The organism is Streptomyces sp. NPDC051219, from assembly GCF_040682335.1.
Taxonomy (GTDB): domain Bacteria; phylum Actinomycetota; class Actinomycetes; order Streptomycetales; family Streptomycetaceae; genus Streptomyces.
Genome location: NZ_JBFBAS010000022.1, coordinates 92,286 through 112,613, shown reverse-complemented (window position 1 = coordinate 112,613; position 20,328 = coordinate 92,286). Strand labels below are relative to the sequence as shown.

Here is a 20,328-nt window from a genome sequence, read left to right as displayed (position 1 = left end):
CAAGGAGGTACTCAACGCAACGCTGTGACCTGAGTCACAATCTGCGGACTGAACGGCAAGACCCCCTCCGCCGTACTTGTCGGCAGGAAGCAGCGGGCTACCGAATCCCCCATGAGAAGCCCGCACAAGCGAGAGGGATCCGTCGCGAGCAGCGGCCGCGACGGATCCCTCTCTCATATCCCTGGGAGGTGAGTGACACGTGACTCCCGACAACCCGCATGTGTATGTCGGCGCCTACATCCTGGGCGTTCTGGACGACGAGGACCTCGCCTGGTTCCCCGCCCACCTCGCCGGCTGCGACCTCTGCGAGGAGCTCGCCACGGGACTGTCCCCCGTCGAGCAGATGCTCGCCGCGCTGGGTCCGGCGATCAGCCCGCCCGGTGGACCACCGCGTCGCAAAGCTCCTCGAGCGCCGACTTCGCAAAGCACTCGGGAAGCGGCGCCAAAGTAGCCCGCGCCTCCTCCGCGTACCGGATGGTGTCGCGGCGGGCCTGTTCCAGAGCGGGATGGGTCCGCAGCCGGCGCAGCACCTCGGCGAGGAGAGCGTCGTCAGCGAGGTCGCCGTCCAGCAGCTCGACGAGTTCCAGGTCGGCCGGGTCGCCCTGCGCGGCGGCCCGCGCCCGCAGGTGCAGGACCGGCAGCGTGGGGATGCCCTCGCGCAGGTCGGTGCCCGGGGTCTTGCCCGACTCGTGGGAGTCGGACGCGATGTCGAGTACGTCGTCGGCGAGCTGGAAGGCGGTGCCGAGCCGCTCCCCGTACTGGGTGAGGATGTTGACGACGGACTCGTCCGCGCCGGACATCATCGCGCCGAAGCGCCCGGACACGGCGATCAGCGAGCCCGTTTTGCCGGAGATCACATCGAGGTAGTGCTCGACGGGGTCACAGCCCTCGCGCGGGCCGGCCGTCTCCAGGATCTGGCCGGTGACCAGGCGTTCGAACGCCTCTGCCTGGACGCGTACGGCCTCCGGCCCGAGGTCGGCAAGGATGTGGGAGGCCCGGGCGAAGAGAAAGTCTCCGGTGAGGACCGCGACCGAGTTGCCCCAGCGGGCGTTGGCGCTGTCCACCCCGCGGCGCACGTCCGCCTCGTCCATCACGTCGTCGTGGTAAAGGGTGGCGAGGTGCGTCAGCTCGACGACGACGGCGGACGGCACGATGCCGGGCGCGTAGGGGTCTCCGAACTGGGACGCGAGCATCACCAGCAGCGGCCGGAACCGCTTGCCGCCTGCGCGGACGAGATGCTGCGCGGCCTCCGTGATGAACGGGACCTCACTCTTGCAGGCATCGAGCAGCCCCTCCTCGACAGCGGCCAGACCGGCCTGGACATCGGTCTCAAGAGCCTGGTCCCGCACGCTCAGTCCGAACGGCCCGACGACGGTCACGAGGGGTACTCCTGTCTGCTGACGATCACACGGATTGTCGATGTGTCGCTGCCATCACTCAAGTCAGCGTATCCGGTCCACTTTCGATCACCGTGAGCGCCTGCCCGTCACCTCACGAGCGCAGCGCGATCAGCCCCGGTATGTTCTTGATCAGCTCATACGATCAGGGGTAGGGCCTTTGTCCCGAACCGAGACCGGCGCAGGCGTACCGTCCACCGAGGTGACCCCATGCCCAGGATCCGCACCGACTTCCCGTACGAGACGACCCGCGAGGACGTCCGGATCCCACTCTCCGACGGGACCAAGCTGTACGCCCGGGTCTGGCGTCCGGCCGTCGACGAGCCCGTACCGGCGCTGCTGGAGTATCTGCCGTACCGCCTCGGGGACTGGACCGCGGCGCGCGACTGGCAGCGGCATCCCTGGTACGCCGGTCACGGCTACGCCTCAGTCCGTGTCGACGTGCGCGGCCACGGCAACAGCGAGGGCGTCCCGGGCGACGAGTATTCGGCGGTCGAGCTCGCCGACGGCGTCGAGGTGGTCGACTGGCTGGCCGCCCGGCCGTGGTGCGACGGCCACGTCGGCATGTTCGGCATCTCGTGGGGCGGCTTCAACAGCCTCCAGATCGCGGCCCTCGCGCCGGAGCCGCTGAAGGCGATCGTGACCGTCTGCTCGACCGACGACCGGTACGACAACGACGTCCACTACATGGGGGGCTCGGTCCTCGCGGTGGACATGCACGCCTGGGCGGCCACCATGCTCGCGTTCGTCTCCCGGCCGCCCGACCCCGAGCACGTCGGCGACGCGTGGCGGGACATGTGGCTGAACCGACTCGAGCAGGTCGAGCCCTTCATCCACACCTGGCTGGCCCATCAGACCCGGGACGACTACTGGCGGCACGGCAGCGTCAGCGAGGACTACTCCGCGATCAAGGCGGCGGTACTGGCCGTGGGCGGCTGGCACGACCCGTACCGCGACAGCGTGCTGCGCCTGGTCCAGCATCTTCCGGACGACCGGGTGCGGGGAGTGATCGGTCCGTGGTCGCACCAGTACCCGGACCGCGGGCTGCCGCCGGGGCCGGCCATCGGCTTCCTCCAGGAGACCCTGCGCTGGTGGGACCAGCACCTCAGGGGAAAGGACACAGGGATCATGTCCGAACCCCTCCTCCGCTCCTGGATCAGCGAGTCCCATCCACCCGCCACCAGCTACCCCGAGCTGCCGGGCCGCTGGGTGGGTGACGAAGCCTGGCCGTCCCCGCACGTGACCACGGTCCCGTACGCCCTCCAGGGCGCCCCCATGCCGGTGGACTCCCCGCAGTACACCGGCCTCGACGCCGGCCGGTTCCTCTCCTTCGGCAGCGACGCGGACATGCCGCCCGACCAGCGCGAGGAGGACGCCCGGTCGGCCTGTTTCGAGTTCCCGGTGCCGCCGGACTCCCGCATCGAGATCCTGGGCCGCCCACGGGTCCGGCTGCGGCTGCGCTGCGACGTCCCGTCCGGCCAGGTGATCGCCCGGCTCTGCGACATCGCGCCGGACGGCTCCTCCACCCTGGTCACGCGCGGCGCGCTGAACCTATCCGCCCGCCAGGGCCGCGACCGGGCGGCGTCCTGGCCGCCGGGCGCGACCGAGAACGTCGCCTTCGAGCTGAACGCCATCGGCCACGCCTTCCCGCCGGGCCACCGCATCCGCCTGGCGCTCTCCTCCGCGTACTGGCCCTGGCTCTGGCCGCAGCCGGACACCGGCGGCTGGGTCCTGGACCCGGCGGCGAGCGTCCTGGAACTGCCGGTGCGTGCGCCGACGGCCGACGCGATCACGTTCGAGGAACCGGAACACGCCGAACCGCTGGGCGTGGCCGCCATGGCGTACAGCCCGGCGACCCTGGACGAGCAGCGTCCCGAGCGGCTGGTGGTACGGGATGTCGCGAGCGGGGAGTGGCGCCTCGAGGTCGACCCGCGCTGCGGCGGGAAGCGGGTCTACCCGGACGGACTCGAGTTCACCGAGGAAGCGCTGGAGACCTACACGATCAAGGAGCGCGCGCCGCTCTCGGCGCGCACCCGCTCGGACTGGAAGATCCGCCTGCACCGCCCGGAACTCGGCTGGGACACCCGGATCGAGACCCGCTCGGAAATCAGCTGCGACGCCGCCGACTTCATCACCTCCAACGAGGTGGCCTGCCGGGACGGCGAGGAGGTCGTGTTCCACCGGACCTGGGAGAAGCGCATCCCCCGCACGGCGGGGTGATCCGGCCGGTGCTCAGGGGAACAGCCGTTCCAGGACCACCGCCACGCCGTCGTCCTCGTTCGACAGGGTGATCTCGTCCGCCACCGCCCTGAGTTCCTCGTGCGCGTTGGCCATCGCCACCCCGTGAGCCGCCCACCGGAACATCGGGATGTCGTTCGGCATGTCCCCGAAAGCGATGGTGTGGCGGCCGGAGAAGCCCAACTGCCCTGCCGCCAGAGCCAGCCCGCTCGACTTGTCGATGCCCAGCGGCTGCAGCTCCACCGTGTGCTTGCCCGCCATGGTGACGTTCACCAGATCTCCGACGACCGCCCGGGCCGCCCGCGTCAGTTCGTCGTCGTCAAGCTCCGCGTGCTGCATCAGCACCTTGTTGATGGGGGCGGACCAGAGCTCGTCCCGGCTCGCGACCCGTACGGTCGGCAGATGGCTGTGCCACATCAGGTAGCCCGGCCCTATCAGCATCTCGGCGTCGACGCCCTCGCGGTTCACCGCCGCGTACACCTCGCCGATCTCCGCCTCGATCTTCGCCAGCGCCAGGTCCGCCAGCTCCCGGTCCATCGGTACGGAGGAGACCAGCCGGTCGGCCGCCGCGTCGTACACCTGCGCGCCCTGCCCGCACACGGCCAGCCCGCGGTAGCCGAGCCCGTCGAGCAGGTACCGCACTTGGGGGACCGGGCGGCCGGTGACCACGATGTGTTCGGCGCCGGCCTCGCGTGCGGCGGCGAGCGCGGCGCGTGAGCGGGCCGAGATCGATTCCCCGGCGGATCCGCCGCCCAGCAGGGTGCCGTCCAGGTCGGTGGCGATGAGGGAGTACGGAAGAGCGCGGGTCACGGCGACAAGGATGTCACTCCCGCCCCGGGCGGCGCCGACGTAACGTGTCGTCCAACACCGCTCGACCGGGGGACACCACCTCCGGCACCCGTGGAAAGGCGAGGCAGCACCCCATGCCCGAGCAGAGCCCGCTCGACATCGCCGAGGGCGATCCCTTCGGTCCGCACAACCTCCCGTACGGCGTCTTCTCCCTCAGGGACACCCCGGACGACCGGCCCCGGGTCGGCGTCCGCATCGGCAGCCATGTGCTGGACGCCGGGGCGGCGGCCGCCGCGCTGGGCTCACCGTACGGCGCGCTGCTGGCACAGCCGACGCTCAACCCGCTGCTCGCTGCCGGGCGCACGGCCTGGCGGGACGTCCGCCGCGCACTGACCGCGTGGGTCACCGTGCCCGCGCACCGGCCGGTGATCGAGCCGCTGCTCTACCCGCTCACCGAAGTGACGCTGCACCTGCCGTACGAGGTCGCGGACTATGTGGACTTCTACGCGAGCGAACACCACGCGACCAACGTCGGCCGCATGTTCCGCCCCGACGGGGACGCCCTGACGCCCAACTGGAAGCACCTGCCGATCGGTTATCACGGACGGGCGGGCACGGTCGTCGTCTCGGGAACGGACGTGGTACGCCCGTCGGGCCAGCGCAAGGCTCCCGCCGACCCGGCCCCCGTCTTCGGCCCGTCGGTCAAGCTCGACATCGAGGCCGAGGTCGGCTTCCTCGTGGGTGCCCCCTCCGAGCTGGGTACCCCGGTGGCTCTGGGGGACTTCCGCGAGCACGTCTTCGGACTGTCGCTGCTCAACGACTGGTCGGCGCGGGACATCCAGGCCTGGGAGTACGTGCCGCTCGGCCCGTTCCTCGGCAAGTCCTTCGCGACCTCCGTCTCCGCCTGGGTCACCCCGCTCGAGGCCCTGGACGCGGCGCGGGTGGCGCCGCCGGCCCGCGACTTCCCTCTCCTCCCGTACCTCGACGACTCGGCCGAGGGGGAGCCCGGCGGCTTCGACCTGAACATCGAGGTCACGATCAACGGGCACGTCGTCGCGAACCCGCCCTTCTCGTCCATGTACTGGACCGCGGCCCAGCAGCTGACCCATATGACGGTGAACGGCGCGTCCCTGCGCACGGGAGACCTGTACGGCTCCGGAACGGTCAGCGGCCCGGAGACCGAGCAGCGCGGCTCCCTGCTGGAGCTGACCTGGAACGGCCGCGACGCGCTGGACCTGCCGGACGGCAAGCGGACGTTCCTCGAGGACGGCGACGAGGTCACCATGACGGCCTGGGCCCCGGGCCCGGACGGCACGAAGGTCGGTCTGGGCGAGGTGACGGGGCGAATCGTGGCCGGAAGGCGGTCATAAGCCGGCCGTCATGAGCCGGCCGTCATGAGCCGGCCGTCATGAGCCGGCCGTCATGACCCGTGGGCGCCGGGACGGCCTGCTCGCCGCGGTGCTGCCGCTCGTCCCGGTGCTGCTCCCGGCCGGCTGCGTCGACGCGGCGACGGGCCGGTCCGCGGAGCACGGCCCGTCCTGAGACCGAGTGGCAGATCTTCCATCTCTGCGCGTGAACGAGCAGGTCAGCGAGGTGCGCGTGCCGGGTGGAGGTGGCGCAACACTCTGGCAACACCACCGCGGGGGAAGCGTCGGTATGGTCCACGACATGCCTGCCGAACGTATCCGTGAGCACACCGTCCCGGTCGCCGCAGCGCGCCGCCGGCGGCTGCGCGCGGATCAGGCGCGGCAACTCGCCGACCTGCTGCGTCACCAGATTCTGGCGCGCGGCTTCCCCAGCGGCGTACTGCCGCTCGAGGACGCCATCGGTACCGACTACCGGGTGTCGCGCAACACCGTCCGCCAGGCCCTGGACCTGCTGCGTGCGGAGCAGCTGATCGACCGGCTGCCCGGCGTCGGCACCGTCGTTGTCTGCGAGAAGTACCCGCACGGCCTGGACCGGTTGCAGGGTCTCGCCGAGACGCTGCACGAGCACGGGCAGGTCAGCAACGAGGTACGTACGGTCGGACCCGTCGCCGCGCCGGCTCCGGTGGCCGGCCGTCTGCACATCCCCGAGCACACCGACGTGCTCTACATCGAGCGGCTGCGACGGCTGAACGGCCTGCCGCTCTCCCTCGACCTCACCTACATCCCGATGGACATCGGCGCCGGACTCCTGGGCTGCGACCTGGAGAACACCGATGTCTTCCGGCTGCTGGAGTCCCTCACCGGGCAGCCGCTGGGCACCGCCGAGATCACCCTCGAGGCCGTCAACGCCGACGCGCACTCGGCTGCTGTGCTCCAGGCGCCCCGCGGCGCGGCCGTGCTGATGCTCGAACGGCTCACCCGTCTTTCCGACGGCCGTCCCGTCGACCTGGAGTTCATCCGGTTCCGCGGCGACCGCATCACGATGAGCGGGCTGCTCCACCGGTCCCGCTGACCCCACCCGCCACCCCTTACGGACCCTTCCGGGAGACAGCCATGCCTCTGGCCCCCCAGCGTGCCGACGTGCCCGTGACCATCGACGAGTCGAAGTGCATCGACGGCTGCACGCTCTGCGTCGACATGTGCCCGCTCGACTCCCTCGCGATCAACCCGGACAGCGGCAAGGCCTACATGCACGTGGACGAGTGCTGGTACTGCGGCCCGTGCGCCGCCCGCTGTCCCACCGGCGCGGTCAACGTCAACATGCCCTACCTGCTCCGGTGAGAGGTCCGAACTCCCATGACACGCAAAGCACTTACCGCGGCCGCCCTCGGCGCCGCCCTGCTCGTACCGCTCGGGACCGGCTGCGGCGGTGACGCGAGCGCCGAGGGGGACGGCAGCACCGTCACGGTCACCGTCGGCTACCAGTCCAAGACGATCAACACCGTCACGGCGGGCACGCTGCTGCGCTCGCTCGGCTACTTCGAACGGGAACTGCGCGAGCGCGGCAGGCGGGACGGCGTCACATACAACGTGAAGTGGCAGGACTACGCCACCGGCGCGCCCATCACCGCCCAGATGACCGCCGGGAAGATCGACATCGGCTCGATGGGCGACTTCCCCCTGCTGATCAACGCCGCCCGCGGCACGCAGCTGAACCGGCCGACCAAGCTGGTCTCGGTGACCGGCTACAACCTTCGCGGCGGACTCAACACCGTGGTCACCGCGCCGGACTCGAAGCTCACCTCACTGACGGACCTGCGCGGAAGGAAGGTCTCCACCAGCGTCGGGTCCGCCGCCGACGGCACGCTCGTACGGGCACTCCAGCGGGCGGACATCGACCCCGAGAAGGACATCCGCAAACTCAACCAGCAGCCCGCGGTCGGAGCTTCCGCCCTTCAGGCGGGCAGCGCCGACGCGCTCTCGCAGTTCGTCGCCTGGCCGGGACTGCTCGCGTTCCAGGGGCGCGCGAAGGCGCTGTACGACGGCGCCGAACTGAACCTCCCGACATTCCACGGGGTCACCGCCCGCGAGGAGTTCGCGGACCGGCGGTCCGCAGTGCTGGAGGACTTCCTGCGCGCGCAGGGCGAGGCCACCGCGTACCTGCGCAAGAACCCGGTCGCGGCGGCGGAGTCGGTCGCCCGGTCCACCGGTCTGCCCGCCGAGGTCGTCTACCTCTACAACGGCGCGAACGGTATCGCCACCTTCGACCCCACCCTCAAGCCCCAGTTGGTGGCGGCCCTGAAGAAGGACGTGCCGGTGCTGCGCTCGGCGAAGCTCGTCGGCGACGTGGACGTGGACGGCTTCGTCGACGACCGGTACGTCAAGCGAGCCCTCGGCAGCGGCTACCGGAAGGCACTCGCCGCCGTCCCCGCCGCCGCGCGGAGCGAGGTGTGGCTGAAGGGCCGGACAGTCACCCAGAGCTTCGCCACCCCGGCCGAACTGCTGAGTCACGTGGCCAGGAACCGGGACGGCGTCCGCGCCGCGTACGTCCCGGACGCCACCACCGGAACCCTCTGGTTCGCCGACAAGGCGGTCTGGGTCACCACTGACGGCACCGGCGGCAAGGACCTGCTGCCCTTCGTCACCGAGTCGGCTGCCCGTTCGTACATCGCCGGCCACCCGGGCGCCCGTGTCCTGCCCTACGCCCAGGCCCTGGAACAGGCGTCATGACCGGCTCGGCCGCACTCCGAACACTTTCGCTGGCCGCCGCGCTGGGCGTCTGGCAGCTTCTCACCGCGTTCGACATCAACCTCTGGCTGCGGTTCGAGCAGTTTCCGACGGTCACGGACGTCGCCCGGGAGTTCGGCGAACGGATCGGCAGCGGCGCGTACTGGCAGGACCTCACCGACAGCCTGACCCGGATCGTCACCGGGTTCGCGCTGGCCGCGGTCCTCGGCATCGCCGTCGGCACCGCGATCGCACGCTCCCGGCTCGCCGCCGACCTGCTCGGGCCGGTACTCGAAGTCCTGCGCCCCATCCCGGCGATCGCCCTGGTGCCGGTGGCGATCCTGCTCTTCCCCAGCAATGAGCAGGGCATCGTCTTCATCACCTTCACCGCCGCCTTCTTCCCGGTCCTGGTCTCCACGCGCCATGCGGTGCGCGCCCTGACCCCGGTCTGGGAGGAGGCGGTGCTCACCATGGGCGGCGGCCGGTGGCGGGTGCTCGGCTCTGTGGTGCTGCCGGGCGCGCTGCCGGGCATCCTCGGCGGGCTCTCGGTCGGCATCGGCGTCTCGTGGATCTGTGTGATCTCCGCCGAGATGATCTCCGGCGAGTACGGTGTGGGCTACCGCACCTGGCAGGACTACACCGTCGTCGACTACCCCGGCGTGTTCGTCGGCATGGTGACGATCGGCGTCCTCGGCTGGCTCACGTCCACCGCCGTGGAACTGCTCGGCCGCCGCGTGACGCGGTGGCTGCCGTGCACGGAGTCCCAGCCCCAGGCCGGGTCCCGGCGTGCCGCCGCGGTGCCGACCCGGGAACGGGTGGGGGCATGACACCGCCGGGGCGGGCGGTCCGCCGCCCCGGCGACCGCGAGCGCCCGCCTCCCAGCCCGCACCCCGGTAGCCGACCCACCGTCGTGCCGGCCGCCCAGCGTCCCCCTCGCGAAAGGACTTCGCCATGACCGCTTCGCCGAAGACGCTCTCCCGCCCCACCGGGGCACCACGCGCCGGCGGCACTCGCCTCACCCTGCGCGGGGTCTCCCTCGGTCGGGCCGGGGCCGCCGTCCTCGACGGGGTCGACCTCGACGTCGTACCCGGCGAGATCCTCGCCGTCGTCGGCCCCTCCGGCTGCGGAAAGTCCACGCTGCTGCGCACCCTCGCCGGGCTCCTGCCACCGCTCGCCGGGCAGGTCACCCAGGACGGTGAACCGATCACGGAGCCCCGCGCCGAGCGGGCGCTCGTCTTCCAGGACGACGCTCTGCTGCCCTGGCGGACCGTACGGGCCAATGTCGAACTCCCGCTCGCCATCAGGGGAGCCCCGCGACAGGAACGCCGCCGCCGGGCCGATGCCTGGCTCGAGCGGGTCGGCCTGGCCGGCCACGGGCCGAAGCTGCCGCACCGGCTGTCCGGCGGACAGCGGCAGCGCGTCCAGCTCGCCCGCGCACTCGCCGCCGAGCCGCGTGCCGTGCTCATGGACGAGCCGTTCGGAGCCCTGGACGCCCAGACCCGGTCCGGAATGCAGCAGCTGCTGGTCGAGGTGCTCCAGGGCACGGGCGCCACGGTCGTCTTCGTCACCCATGACGTGGACGAGGCGCTCTTCCTCGGCGACCGCGTGGCACTGCTCGGCACCGGCCGCGTGCTGGCTGTACCGCGTCCGCGCGAGCGGGCCGCGCACAGCGACCCCGCGACCGTCGCACTGCGGCGCGAGGTCCTCGACTCCCTCGGAAGTACCGGAAGCGAATGAAAGGCCCGACCGTGCAGACCGTGCAGATTCCCGCTCTCGCCGACGCCGAGGAGCTCTCCTGCGACGTCCTCGTCATCGGCGGCGGCACGGCCGGGACGATGGCGGCGCTGACCGCCGCCGAACAGGGCGCGAACGTCCTGCTCCTGGAAAAGGCGCACGTCCGCCACTCCGGGGCGCTGGCCATGGGCATGGACGGCGTCAACAACGCCGTCATCCCCGGCCGTGCGGAGCCGGACGACTACGTCGCCGAGATCACCCGCGCCAACGACGGCATCGTCGACCAGTCCACCGTCCGGCAGACCGCGACCCGCGGCTTCGCCATGGTGCGGCGGCTGGAGTCGTACGGCGTGAAGTTCGAGAAGGACGAGCACGGCGAGTACGCGGTCCGCCAGGTGCACCGCTCCGGCTCCTACGTCCTGCCCATGCCCGAGGGCAAGGACGTCAAGAAGGTCCTCTACCGGCAGCTGCGGCGGCGCGAGATGCGCGAGCGCATCCGGATCGAGAACCGGGTCATGCCGGTACGGGTCCTCACGGCCGGGGGCAGGGCCGTCGGCGCGGCCGGCTTCAACACCCGCACCGGGCAGTTCGTCACGGTCCGCGCGGGCGCGGTCATCCTCGCCACCGGGGCCTGCGGGCGGCTCGGCCTGCCCGCGAGCGGCTACCTCTACGGCACGTACGAGAACCCGACCAACGCCGGTGACGGCTACGCCATGGCCTATCACGCCGGCGCCGAACTGACCGGCATCGAGTGCTTCCAGATCAACCCGCTGATCAAGGACTACAACGGCCCGGCGTGCGCCTATGTCGCCAACCCCTTCGGCGGCTACCAGGTCAACCGGCACGGCGAGCGCTTCGTCGACTCCGACTACTGGTCGGGCCAGATGATGGCGGAGTTCGCCGACGAACTCGCCTCCGACCGCGGCCCGGTGTACCTCAAGCTCAGCCACCTCCCCGAGGAGTCCGTCGCCGCCCTCGAATCGATCCTGCACACGACCGAACGCCCCACCCGTGGCACGTTCCACGCCAACCGGGGCCACGACTACCGCACCCACGACATCGAGATGCACATCTCGGAGATCGGCCTGTGCGGTGGCCACTCCGCCTCGGGGGTTCGGGTCGACGCGCACGCCCGCACCACCGTGCCCGGCCTGTACGCGGCCGGGGACCTCGCGTGCGTCCCGCACAACTACATGATCGGGGCGTTCGTCTTCGGCGATCTGGCGGGCGAGGACGCGGCCCGGTACCGGATGTACGAAGGGGAACTCCCGCACGGTCAGCTCACCGAGGCCCACGACCTGATCTACCGCCCGCTGAGGAATCCGGACGGCCCGCCGCAGCCGCAGGTCGAGTACAAACTCCGCCGCTTCGTGAACGACTATGTGGCGCCGCCCAAGAGCGGCGCCCGGCTCTCACTCGCCGTGGAGCACTTCGAGCGGATGCGCGGCGAGATCGCGCAGATGGGTGCGACCACCCCGCACGAGCTGATGCGCTGCGCCGAAGTGAGCTTCATCCGGGACTGCGCGGAGATGGCGGCGCGCTCCTCCCTCGCCCGTACGGAGTCCCGGTGGGGCCTCTACCACGAGCGTACGGACCATCCGCAGCGCGACGACGAGGGCTGGCTGCACCACCTGGATCTGCGCAAGTCCCCCAGCGGGACGATGGAGTTCACCGCCCGTCCCGTCGCCCCGTACCTGGTCCCCGTCGACGAGTACGCCCCCGTGGGCGGCGCCTCCCGCTACCTGGGCGTGGTGGACCCGGAGCAGGTCGCCACGGCGGGTTCGCGCGATCTCGCCCCCACCGGCTCCCACATCACCGCCCCCGCCCGCGCGCAGGCGGCCTCCGCATCGGCTCCCTCACCCCGCATCCTGGAACTCCTCGCCCTCGCGGAGGAGGAGCCGGCCCTCGCCGATCTGGGCCCCTACCTCTCCGACGACGATCCGGCAGTCCGGCTGGCCGCCGTCGCCACCGTGACGGAGACCGCCCCACCCGGCGCCGGCCCCGCGCTCGCCGCCGTTCTCGCCGACCCGGCGGCCACCGTGCGGGAGGCCGCCGCGGCCTCGCTGCGCGAGCTGGTCGAAGTCCTGCCCGCGGACGCCGATTTGCACGGACCGCTGGTCGCAGCACTGTCGGCCGACGACCACCGGGTCCGCGCGGCGGCTCTCGACGTACTGCGCGCCCTGCGCCTCGGCAACGCCGAACTCTTCGCCACCGCGCTGGCCGACCCGGACATCGGGGTACGGATCGAGGCGGTCCGGGCCCTGGTCTCGGTGGACGCGGTCGAAGCCCTCTCCCGCGCCGCCGCCGACGGATCCCGCGAGGTCCGGGTGACGGTGGCCAAGGGCCTCGGCGCCACCGCCGCGGAACCCCACCGGCTGGCCCCCCTGACCAGTGACCGCGACCCGCTGGTCCGGGCGGCGGCCTTCGCTGCCCTTGCCACCACAGGCTGCCCGGCCTCCCTCGCGACGGCGGCGCTCGCGGCCCTGACCGACCCGGCCTGGCAGGTCCGCGCGGGCGCTGCGACGGCCCTGTCGGCGGCGGACCCGCAGGACGCCGTCCCGGCCCTTGCGAAGGCGCTGGCCGACCCGAACGCGGACGTCCGGAAGGCGGCGGTACTGGCCCTGCTCCGCCACCCGGCCCACGACGACGCCCGCACGGCCCTGGCCAGAGCCGTGAAGGACCCGGACGCGGATGTCCGCGCGTACGCGGCACGCGTCGACAACGCGTGATCCGTGCACACCTGCGCGGGAGCCTGATCCTGTTCCCCCCGGATACGCTGGACAGACCCGCGAGACTCCGTCCTATGGGAGCACTGATGCGCGTCGAACCCGAGGCCCCCGAGCCCACGTGGCCGACTCCGCCCATCGGCGGCTGGACGGCCGACGACCTGGACCGGCTTCCGAACCTGCCTCCGCACACGGAGCTGATCGACGGGAGCCTCGTCTTCGTGAGTCCTCAGACTCTCTTCCATTCACGGGCGGTGAGCTTCTTCGAGTGGCAGCTGCAGTCCGTAGCCTCGGCGAAACTGGAAGTCGTGCGCGAGTTCACCATTGACATCGACTGGCAGAACCGGCCCGAGCCCGATGTGGTCGTCGTCCACGGGGATGTTGTCCAGGACCCGGAACAGACCCGGTTTCCCGCCGAGTCCGTACTGCTGGCAATCGAGGTCGTATCTCCTGAATCGGTTACCCGGGACCGCGAGACCAAGCCGGTGAAGTACGCGCGAGCGAAGATCCCCCACTACTGGCGGGTGGAGAACAACGACGGCCGTGCCGTGGTCTATGTCTTCGAGCTGGAGCCGGCCACCGGCGCTTACACCAGCACGGGCATCTTCCACGACCGGATGAAGGTCTCCGAGCCGTTCCCGGTCGACCTCGACCTGACTGCCATCGCGCCCCGCCGGCGGGCGTCCGAGCAGTAGCCGAACGGGCCACTGGGCCGCCGCCATGCGAGGGCGCCCCGGCGGGCCTAGCGTGGTAGAGGAGTGATGTCCTCGTCCGGACGTCCTCAAGTGGACGTCCTCGTGTGGACGTCCTCGTCCGGCAGGAGGCCTGCCATGAGGTACTCGCAGATGCGTTGGCGCAGGGCATGCGTAGGGCTTGCCGCGGCCGCGATGCTGGGCGTACCGGCTTCCACCGGCAGCGCGTACGGCGCACCCGCCCTGGAACCGTCCTTCTCCGCATCGTCCTCCACTGGCACCACCGACACCGAATTCCCCGAGCTCACCCCGGCCGTGGCCGCGCGTCTGGACACCGCCGTCCGACAAATCATGCGCGAGGCAGGGGTACCCGGTGTGATCGTCGGGCTGTCGGCTCCCGGCAAGGGCAACTACGTCCGTGCCTTCGGCGTCGCCGACAAGGCCACCGGCGCGCCCATGGAACCGGACCTGTACATGCGGATCGGCAGCGTCACCAAGACCTTCACCGTGACCGCCCTGCTCGAACTGGTCGACCAGGGCAAGGTGGGCCTGGACGATCCGATCGCGAAGCACGTCGACGGAGTCCCCAACGGAGACCGGATCACCTTGCGCGACCTGGCGGGCATGCGCAGCGGGCTCTTCAACTACACCGAGGACGAAGGCTTCTTCAAGGCGCTGACCTCCAACCCACAACGCCCCTTCACACCAGAGGAGTTGCTGGACTTCTCCTTCAAACACCCTGTGCAGTTCCAGCCCGGCGAGCAGTTCGAGTACTGCAACACCAACCTGATCCTGCTGGGGCTGGTCGTGGAGAAGGCCGGCGGTATGCCGCTGAAAGAGTTCATCGAGCAGAAGGTCGTGAAGCCGGCCGGGCTGCGCCACACCGTCTTCCCGACCGGTACCGAGTTCCCCAGCCCGCACGCCCACGGCTATACCAACCAGACCGCGTCCGGCAAGGTCGAGGACACCACGGACTGGAACCCCTCCTGGGCCTGGGCAGCGGGGGCAGTGATCTCCGACCTGCCGGACTTGCGCAGTTGGGCCCGTACTCTCGCCACCGGCACCCTGTTGACCGCCGAGACGCAGGCCCAGCGCCTCAAGACCGGCCCGACGACGATTCCGGGCGCCGGCTACGGTCTGGGCATCTTCAACGTCCAGGGCTGGATCGGCCACAACGGCTCACTGCCCGGCTACGAGGCCCTGACCGTCTATCTCCCCGAAGCGCGGGCGACGATGGTCGTACTCCTCAACACGGACATCACGCACGACCAGGCGGAGCCCAGCACCCTCTTCGGCCAGGCGATCACCCGCATCGTGACCCCCGACCACGTGTTCAACCTGCCCGTCCAGGCGTCCCGGCCGACGCCCCAACCGACCTCCCGGTGACGGCGGGAAACGGCCTGGGCCCGGCTCCCCGTCCAGGGATCCGGGCCCAGTCGCCGGCGGCGGGAACGGCTACCGCACGAACACTCCCGCCTGGCTCGCCAGATCCAGGAAGTACTGCGGAGCAACGCCCAGGACCACCGTGACCGCCACGCCCACCCCGATCGCCGACATCGTCAGCGGCGACGGCACGGCGACCGTCGGGCCGTCCGCCTTCGGCTCGCTGAAGAACATCAGCACGATCACCCGGATGTAGAAGAACGCGGCGATCGCGGACGAGATCACACCGACAACGACCAGGGCTCCCGCGCCGCCCTCCGCCGCGGCCTTGAACACGGCGAACTTGCCGGAGAAACCGGACGTGAGCGGGATACCCGCGAAGGCCAGCAGGAACACCGCGAAGACCGCCGCGACGAGCGGCGAACGGCGGCCGAGGCCCGCCCACTTGGACAGGTGCGTCGCTTCGCCTCCCGCGTCCCGCACCAGCGTGACCACGGCGAACGCGCCGATCGTCACGAACGAGTACGCGGCCAGGTAGAAGAGGACCGACGAAATGCCGTCCGGCGTCGTGGCGATGACACCGGCCAGGATGAATCCGGCGTGGGCGATGGACGAGTACGCCAGCAGCCGCTTCACATCGGTCTGGGTGACCGCGATGACCGCTCCCGCGAGCATCGTGACGATCGCGACGCCCCACATCACGGGCCGCCAGTCCCAGCGCAGGCCGGGCAGCACCACGTACAGCAGGCGGAGGAGCGCCCCGAAGGCCGCGACCTTGGTGGCGGCCGCCATGAAGCCGGTGACCGGCGTCGGGGCGCCCTGGTAGACGTCCGGCGTCCACATGTGGAACGGGACTGCGCCGACCTTGAAGAGCAGGCCGGTCAGGATCATCGCGCCGCCGATGAGCAGCAGCGCGTCGTTGCCCATGGTGCCGGCGAGCGCCGGGTCGATCTGGGTCAGGTTGCCGTCGACCACATCGGCGACACGGGCGTACGAGACGGAGCCCGCATAGCCGTACAGCAGCGCGATCCCGAAGAGCAGGAACGCGGAGGAGAAGGCGCCGAGGAGGAAGTACTTCACCGCGGCCTCCTGCGACATCAGCCGCTGGCGGCGGGCGACGGCGCACAGGAGGTAGAGCGGGAGGGAGAAGACCTCCAGCGCGATGAACAGGGTCAGCAGGTCGTTCGCCGCGGGGAAGACCAGCATCCCGCCGATGGCGAAGAGGGCGAGCGGGAACACCTCGGTGGTGGTGAAACCGGCCTTGACCGCGGCCTTTTCGCTCTCGCTGCCGGGTACGGACGCGGCCTGCGCGGCGAAGGAGTCGACGCGGTTGCCGTGGGCGACGGGGTCGAGCCGGCGCTCCGCGAAGGTGAACACCGCGACAATCGAGGCCAGCAGGATGGTGCCCTGGAGGAAGAGGGCGGGGCCGTCGACGGCGATCGCGCCCATCGCGGCGATGTGCGCCTTCGTCGTGCCGTATCCACCGGCCGCGAGCCCGACGACCGCCGCGAAGGCGGCGGCGAGGGCGACGACCGACAGGAACACCTGGACGTAGTACCGGGCTTTGCGCGGTACGAAGGCCTCGACCAGTACACCGAGGACCGCGGCACCGATGACGATCAGCGTCGGGGCCAGCTGCGCGTACTCGATGTGCGGGGCCGGGATCTTCTCGGCCGGGTCGACGGCGGCGGCCGTTGCCGTCGTCCACAGGCTGTGGACAGCTGATGCGCTCACTTGGCCGCCTCCACCTCGGGCTGGGGGTCCTTCTTCTGGACATCGGACATGGTGTGCTCCACCGCTGGGTTCACGATCTCCGTCAGCGGCTTCGGGTAGACGCCCAGGAAGATCAGCAGCGCGATCAGCGGAGTGATCACCACCAGCTCACGGACCCGGAGGTCGGGCAGTTTCTCCAGCCCTGGCTTCAGCGGGCCGGTCATCGTCCGCTGGTACAGCACGAGCACATAGAGCGCCGCCAGGACGATGCCGAGGGTGGCAATGATCCCGATCACCGGATAGCGGGCGAACGTGCCGACCAGCACCAGGAATTCACTGACGAACGGCGCCAGACCCGGCAGCGACAGCGTCGCGAGTCCGCCGATCAGGAAGGTGCCGGCGAGGACCGGCGCCACCTTCTGGACGCCGCCGTAGTCGGCGATGAGCCGCGAGCCGCGGCGCGAGATCAGGAAGCCGGCCACCAGCATCAGCGCGGCGGTCGAGATCCCGTGGTTGACCATGTAGAGCGTCGCGCCGGACTGGCCCTGGGACGTCATCGCGAAGATGCCCAGGATGATGAAGCCGAAGTGCGAGATCGAGGCGTAGGCCACCAGCCGCTTGATGTCCCGCTGGCCGACCGCGAGCAGGGCCCCGTAGATGATGCTGATCAGCGCGAGGACCAGGATCACCGGTGTCGCCCACTTGCTCGCCTCCGGGAAGAGCTGGAGACAGAAGCGGAGCATCGCGAAGGTGCCGACCTTGTCGACCACGGCGGTGATCAGTACGGCGACAGGGGCGGTGGCCTCGCCCATGGCATTGGGCAGCCAGGTATGCAGCGGCCACAGCGGCGCCTTCACCGCGAAGGCGAAGAAGAAGCCGAGGAAGAGCAGCCGCTCGGTGTTGGTGGCCATGTCGAGCTCACCGCTCGCCCTCGCCGCGGCGATCTCCTGGAGGGAGAAGTTCCCGGCGACGACGTACAGCCCGATGACGGCGGCGAGCATGATGAGTCCGCCGGCCAGGTTGTACAGGAGGAACTTGACGGCGGCGTACGAACGCTGGGTCGCCGCCGCGTCGTCGTCGCCCGCGTGGGCCCGGTCCCCGAAGCCGCCGATGAGGAAGTACATCGGGATGAGCATGGCTTCGAAGAAGATGTAGAAGAGGAAGACGTCGGTGGCCTCGAAGGAGATGATCACCATCGCCTCGACCAGCAGGATCAGGGCGAAGAAGCCCTGAGTCGGCCGCCACCGCGACGACTTGGTCTCGAGCGGGTCGGCGTCGTGCCAGCCCGCCAGGATGACGAAGGGGATCAGCAGCGCGGTCAGCGCGATCAGCGCGACCGCGATGCCGTCGACCCCGAGCTCGTACCGCACCCCGAAGTCCGCGATCCAGGCGTGCGATTCGACGAGCTGGTAGCGGTCGCCGCCCGGCTCGAACCGCACGAGCACGATCGCGGCCAGCACGAGTGTCGCCAGGGAGAAGAGCAGCGCGAGCCACTTGGCGGTGGTGCGCCTGGCGGCCGGGACGGCGGCGGTGGCGATGGCGCCGACCGCCGGGAGCACCGCTGTCGCCGTCAGCAGAGGAAAGCCTGCGTTTGCTACTACAGACATGTCGATCAGACCGCCCTCATCAGCAGGGTCGCGGCGATGACGATCGCCGTACCGCCGAACATCGAGACCGCGTAACTGCGGGCGTAGCCGTTCTGCAGCTTGCGCAGCCGGCCCGAGAGCCCGCCGACCGAGGCGGCCGTTCCGTTGACGACTCCGTCGACCAGGGAGTGGTCGACGTACACCAGCGAGCGGGTGAGGTGCTCGCCGCCGCGGACCAGGACGATGTGGTTGAAGTCGTCCTGGAGCAGATCGCGCCGGGCGGCACGGGTGAGCAGCGAACCGCGCGGGGCGGTGACCGGCACGGGCCTGCGCCCGTACTGGAGGTAGGCGAGCCCGACACCGATGACCATCACCGCGACCGTGGCGCTCGTGATCGCGGCGGCGCCGATCGGCGGGTGGCCGTGCTCGAAGTCCGTGACCGGCTTCAGCCAGTTCACGAACGCGTCGTTCAGGCTGAAGAGCCCGCCGGCGAACACCGAACCGAAGGCGAGCACGATCATCGGAATGGTCATCGACTTCGGCGACTCGTGCGGGTGCGGCATCTCGCCGGGGCGGACCTCGACGCCGGGTTCGACGCCGGGCGCCGTGTCCGGGTCGGGGGCCGGCTGCCAGCGCTTCTCGCCGAAGAACGTCAGGATCATCACGCGCGTCATGTAGTACGCGGTGATGGCCGCGCCCAGCAACGTGACGGCGCCGAGGATCCAGCCCTCGGTGCCGCCCTTGGCGAAGGCAGCTTCGATGATCTTGTCCTTGGACCAGAAGCCGGACAGGCCCGGGAAGCCGATGATCGCGAGATAGCCGAGGCCGAACGTCACGAACGTGACCGGCATGTACTTCCGCAGGCCGCCGTACTTCCGCATGTCGACCTCGTCGTTCATGCCGTGCATGACCGATCCGGCGCCGAGGAAGAGCCCGGCCTTGAAGAAGCCGTGCGTGACCAGGTGCATGATCGCGAAGACATAGCCGATCGGACCGAGACCGGCGGCCAGGATCATGTAGCCGATCTGCGACATCGTCGATCCGGCCAGGGCCTTCTTGATGTCGTCCTTCGCGCAACCGACGATCGCACCGAAGAGGAGCGTGACCGCGCCGACGACCACGACCGCCAACTGCGCATCGGGCGAGGCATTGAAGATCGCGCCGGACCGGGTGATCAGGTACACGCCCGCGGTCACCATCGTCGCGGCGTGGATGAGGGCCGAGACCGGAGTCGGGCCCTCCATCGCGTCCCCGAGCCAGGACTGGAGCGGTACCTGAGCCGACTTGCCGCAGGCGGCGAGCAGCAGCATGAGGCCGATCGCGGTGAGCATGCCCTCGGACGTCTCACCGGTCGACGCGAGCACCGGCCCGAAGGCGAAGGTCCCGAAGGTGGTGAACATCAGCATGATCGCGATCGACAGGCCCATGTCGCCGACCCGGTTGACCAGGAAGGCCTTCTTGGCCGCGGTGGCCGCGCTGGGCTTGTGCTGCCAGAAGCCGATGAGCAGGTACGACGCCAGACCGACGCCCTCCCACCCGACGTACAGCAGCAGGTAGTTGTCGGCGACGACGAGCAGCAGCATCGCCGCGAGGAACAGGTTCAGATAACCGAAGAAGCGACGTCGGCGCTCATCGTGCGCCATGTAGCCGATCGAGTAGATGTGGATCAGCGTGCCCACACCGGTGATCAGCAGCACGAAGGTCATCGACAGCTGGTCGAGCTGGAAGGCGATGTCCGCCTGGAAGCCCTCGACCGGAATCCAGCTGAACAGATGCTGGCGCATGGTCCGGGCTTCGGTTTCGTACCCCAGCATGGCGCTGAAGAGCACCGCGCCGATCACGAAGGACGCGGCCGCGAGCAGGGTGCCGAGCCAGTGCCCCGTACGGTCGAGACGTCGCCCGCCGCACAGCAGTACCGCCGCTCCGAGCAGTGGCGCTGCGACAAGCAGCGCAATCAGGTTCTCCACTTTTCAGCG

At 70.3% G+C, this 20,328-nt stretch carries 16 protein-coding genes; 11 read left to right on the top strand and 5 right to left on the bottom strand.

Translation table 11 applies throughout. The annotated features are described in order from the left end of the window. Positions 1-199 precede the first annotated feature (199 nt). Positions 200-451 carry a zf-HC2 domain-containing protein gene (locus AB0M62_RS23620; protein WP_366076268.1) on the top strand — a complete coding sequence of 84 codons (252 nt, stop codon included), beginning with the start codon at positions 200-202 and terminating at the stop codon, positions 449-451. On the opposite strand, the gene AB0M62_RS23615 is transcribed toward AB0M62_RS23620, so the two are convergent. Next, a complete protein-coding gene (locus AB0M62_RS23615; RefSeq protein WP_366076267.1) occupies positions 369-1,379 on the bottom strand; it encodes a polyprenyl synthetase family protein in 1,011 nt (336 codons plus the stop codon). The two genes, AB0M62_RS23620 and AB0M62_RS23615, sit on opposite strands and share 83 nt — an antisense overlap. Positions 1,380-1,607: 228 nt before the next feature. On the opposite strand from AB0M62_RS23615, the gene AB0M62_RS23610 reads away from it, so the two are divergent. Continuing rightward, entirely contained in the window at positions 1,608-3,617 is a 2,010-nt protein-coding gene (locus tag AB0M62_RS23610; RefSeq protein ID WP_366076266.1) for a CocE/NonD family hydrolase, read from the top strand. Positions 3,618-3,629: 12 nt separating this feature from the next. Here the strand turns inward: AB0M62_RS23610 and AB0M62_RS23605 are convergent, their stop codons facing one another. Next, a complete protein-coding gene (locus AB0M62_RS23605) occupies positions 3,630-4,445 on the bottom strand; it encodes an HAD family hydrolase (protein WP_366076265.1) in 816 nt (271 codons plus the stop codon). 113 nt (positions 4,446-4,558) lie between these two features. Between AB0M62_RS23605 and fahA the strand changes: the two genes are divergently transcribed. The 9 genes from fahA (at position 4,559) to AB0M62_RS23560 (ending at position 15,056) form a co-directional block, all read left to right on the top strand. Beyond that, positions 4,559-5,794, top strand: a complete 1,236-nt coding sequence (gene fahA, locus AB0M62_RS23600) for a fumarylacetoacetase (protein WP_366076264.1) — start codon at positions 4,559-4,561, stop codon at positions 5,792-5,794. 298 nt (positions 5,795-6,092) lie between these two features. Further along, the gene (locus tag AB0M62_RS23595) at positions 6,093-6,863 is read left to right on the top strand and encodes a GntR family transcriptional regulator (protein ID WP_366076263.1); all 771 of its coding nucleotides are present in this window, start codon (positions 6,093-6,095) and stop codon (positions 6,861-6,863) included. Between the two features lie 41 nt (positions 6,864-6,904). After that, positions 6,905-7,132 (top strand): ferredoxin family protein, encoded by a 228-nt coding sequence (locus AB0M62_RS23590; RefSeq protein ID WP_366076262.1) that lies wholly within the window; start codon positions 6,905-6,907, stop codon positions 7,130-7,132. A gap of 15 nt (positions 7,133-7,147) precedes the next feature. Then, a complete protein-coding gene (locus tag AB0M62_RS23585; RefSeq protein ID WP_366076261.1) occupies positions 7,148-8,521 on the top strand; it encodes an ABC transporter substrate-binding protein in 1,374 nt (457 codons plus the stop codon). After that, positions 8,518-9,345, top strand: a complete 828-nt coding sequence (locus AB0M62_RS23580) for an ABC transporter permease (RefSeq protein WP_366076260.1) — start codon at positions 8,518-8,520, stop codon at positions 9,343-9,345. The genes AB0M62_RS23585 and AB0M62_RS23580 overlap by 4 nt, the downstream gene beginning before the upstream one ends. A gap of 124 nt (positions 9,346-9,469) precedes the next feature. Next, positions 9,470-10,255 carry an ABC transporter ATP-binding protein gene (locus AB0M62_RS23575; RefSeq protein WP_366076259.1) on the top strand — a complete coding sequence of 262 codons (786 nt, stop codon included), beginning with the start codon at positions 9,470-9,472 and terminating at the stop codon, positions 10,253-10,255. Further along, the gene (locus tag AB0M62_RS23570) at positions 10,252-12,981 is read left to right on the top strand and encodes a fumarate reductase/succinate dehydrogenase flavoprotein subunit (protein WP_366076258.1); all 2,730 of its coding nucleotides are present in this window, start codon (positions 10,252-10,254) and stop codon (positions 12,979-12,981) included. The genes AB0M62_RS23575 and AB0M62_RS23570 overlap by 4 nt, the downstream gene beginning before the upstream one ends. An 86-nt stretch (positions 12,982-13,067) precedes the next feature. Beyond that, positions 13,068-13,673 (top strand): Uma2 family endonuclease, encoded by a 606-nt coding sequence (locus AB0M62_RS23565; RefSeq protein ID WP_366076257.1) that lies wholly within the window; start codon positions 13,068-13,070, stop codon positions 13,671-13,673. A gap of 135 nt (positions 13,674-13,808) precedes the next feature. After that, positions 13,809-15,056, top strand: coding sequence for a serine hydrolase domain-containing protein (locus AB0M62_RS23560; RefSeq protein WP_366076256.1), 1,248 nt, complete (start codon positions 13,809-13,811; stop codon positions 15,054-15,056). Between the two features lie 69 nt (positions 15,057-15,125). Here the strand turns inward: AB0M62_RS23560 and nuoN are convergent, their stop codons facing one another. The 3 genes from nuoN to nuoL are packed head-to-tail and all read right to left on the bottom strand — an operon-like array spanning position 15,126 to position 20,319. Continuing rightward, on the bottom strand, positions 15,126-16,787 hold the full coding sequence (nuoN, locus tag AB0M62_RS23555) for an NADH-quinone oxidoreductase subunit NuoN (protein WP_366076255.1): 1,662 nt from the start codon (positions 16,785-16,787) through the stop codon (positions 15,126-15,128). Further along, complete coding sequence (locus AB0M62_RS23550; RefSeq protein ID WP_366076254.1) at positions 16,784-18,373, bottom strand: NADH-quinone oxidoreductase subunit M; 1,590 nt, start codon at positions 18,371-18,373, stop codon at positions 16,784-16,786. Before AB0M62_RS23550 ends, nuoN begins: the two co-directional genes overlap by 4 nt. A 5-nt stretch (positions 18,374-18,378) precedes the next feature. Next, positions 18,379-20,319 (bottom strand): NADH-quinone oxidoreductase subunit L, encoded by a 1,941-nt coding sequence (gene nuoL, locus AB0M62_RS23545; RefSeq protein WP_366076253.1) that lies wholly within the window; start codon positions 20,317-20,319, stop codon positions 18,379-18,381. Between the last annotated feature and the right edge of the window lie 9 nt (positions 20,320-20,328).

Excerpts from the sequence above, each read along its gene's own strand:
- AB0M62_RS23610 (WP_366076266.1), top strand. The coding sequence starts at position 1,608 with ATGCCCAGGATCCGCACCGACTTCCCGTACGAGACGACCCGCGAGGAC.
- fahA (WP_366076264.1), top strand. The coding sequence starts at position 4,559 with ATGCCCGAGCAGAGCCCGCTCGACATCGCCGAGGGCGATCCCTTCGGT.
- AB0M62_RS23595 (WP_366076263.1), top strand. The coding sequence starts at position 6,093 with ATGCCTGCCGAACGTATCCGTGAGCACACCGTCCCGGTCGCCGCAGCG.
- AB0M62_RS23590 (WP_366076262.1), top strand. The coding sequence starts at position 6,905 with ATGCCTCTGGCCCCCCAGCGTGCCGACGTGCCCGTGACCATCGACGAG.
- AB0M62_RS23585 (WP_366076261.1), top strand. The coding sequence starts at position 7,148 with ATGACACGCAAAGCACTTACCGCGGCCGCCCTCGGCGCCGCCCTGCTC.
- AB0M62_RS23580 (WP_366076260.1), top strand. The coding sequence starts at position 8,518 with ATGACCGGCTCGGCCGCACTCCGAACACTTTCGCTGGCCGCCGCGCTG.
- AB0M62_RS23575 (WP_366076259.1), top strand. The coding sequence starts at position 9,470 with ATGACCGCTTCGCCGAAGACGCTCTCCCGCCCCACCGGGGCACCACGC.
- AB0M62_RS23570 (WP_366076258.1), top strand. The coding sequence starts at position 10,252 with ATGAAAGGCCCGACCGTGCAGACCGTGCAGATTCCCGCTCTCGCCGAC.
- AB0M62_RS23565 (WP_366076257.1), top strand. The coding sequence starts at position 13,068 with ATGCGCGTCGAACCCGAGGCCCCCGAGCCCACGTGGCCGACTCCGCCC.
- AB0M62_RS23560 (WP_366076256.1), top strand. The coding sequence starts at position 13,809 with ATGAGGTACTCGCAGATGCGTTGGCGCAGGGCATGCGTAGGGCTTGCC.
- AB0M62_RS23550 (WP_366076254.1), bottom strand. The coding sequence starts at position 18,373 with ATGTCTGTAGTAGCAAACGCAGGCTTTCCTCTGCTGACGGCGACAGCG.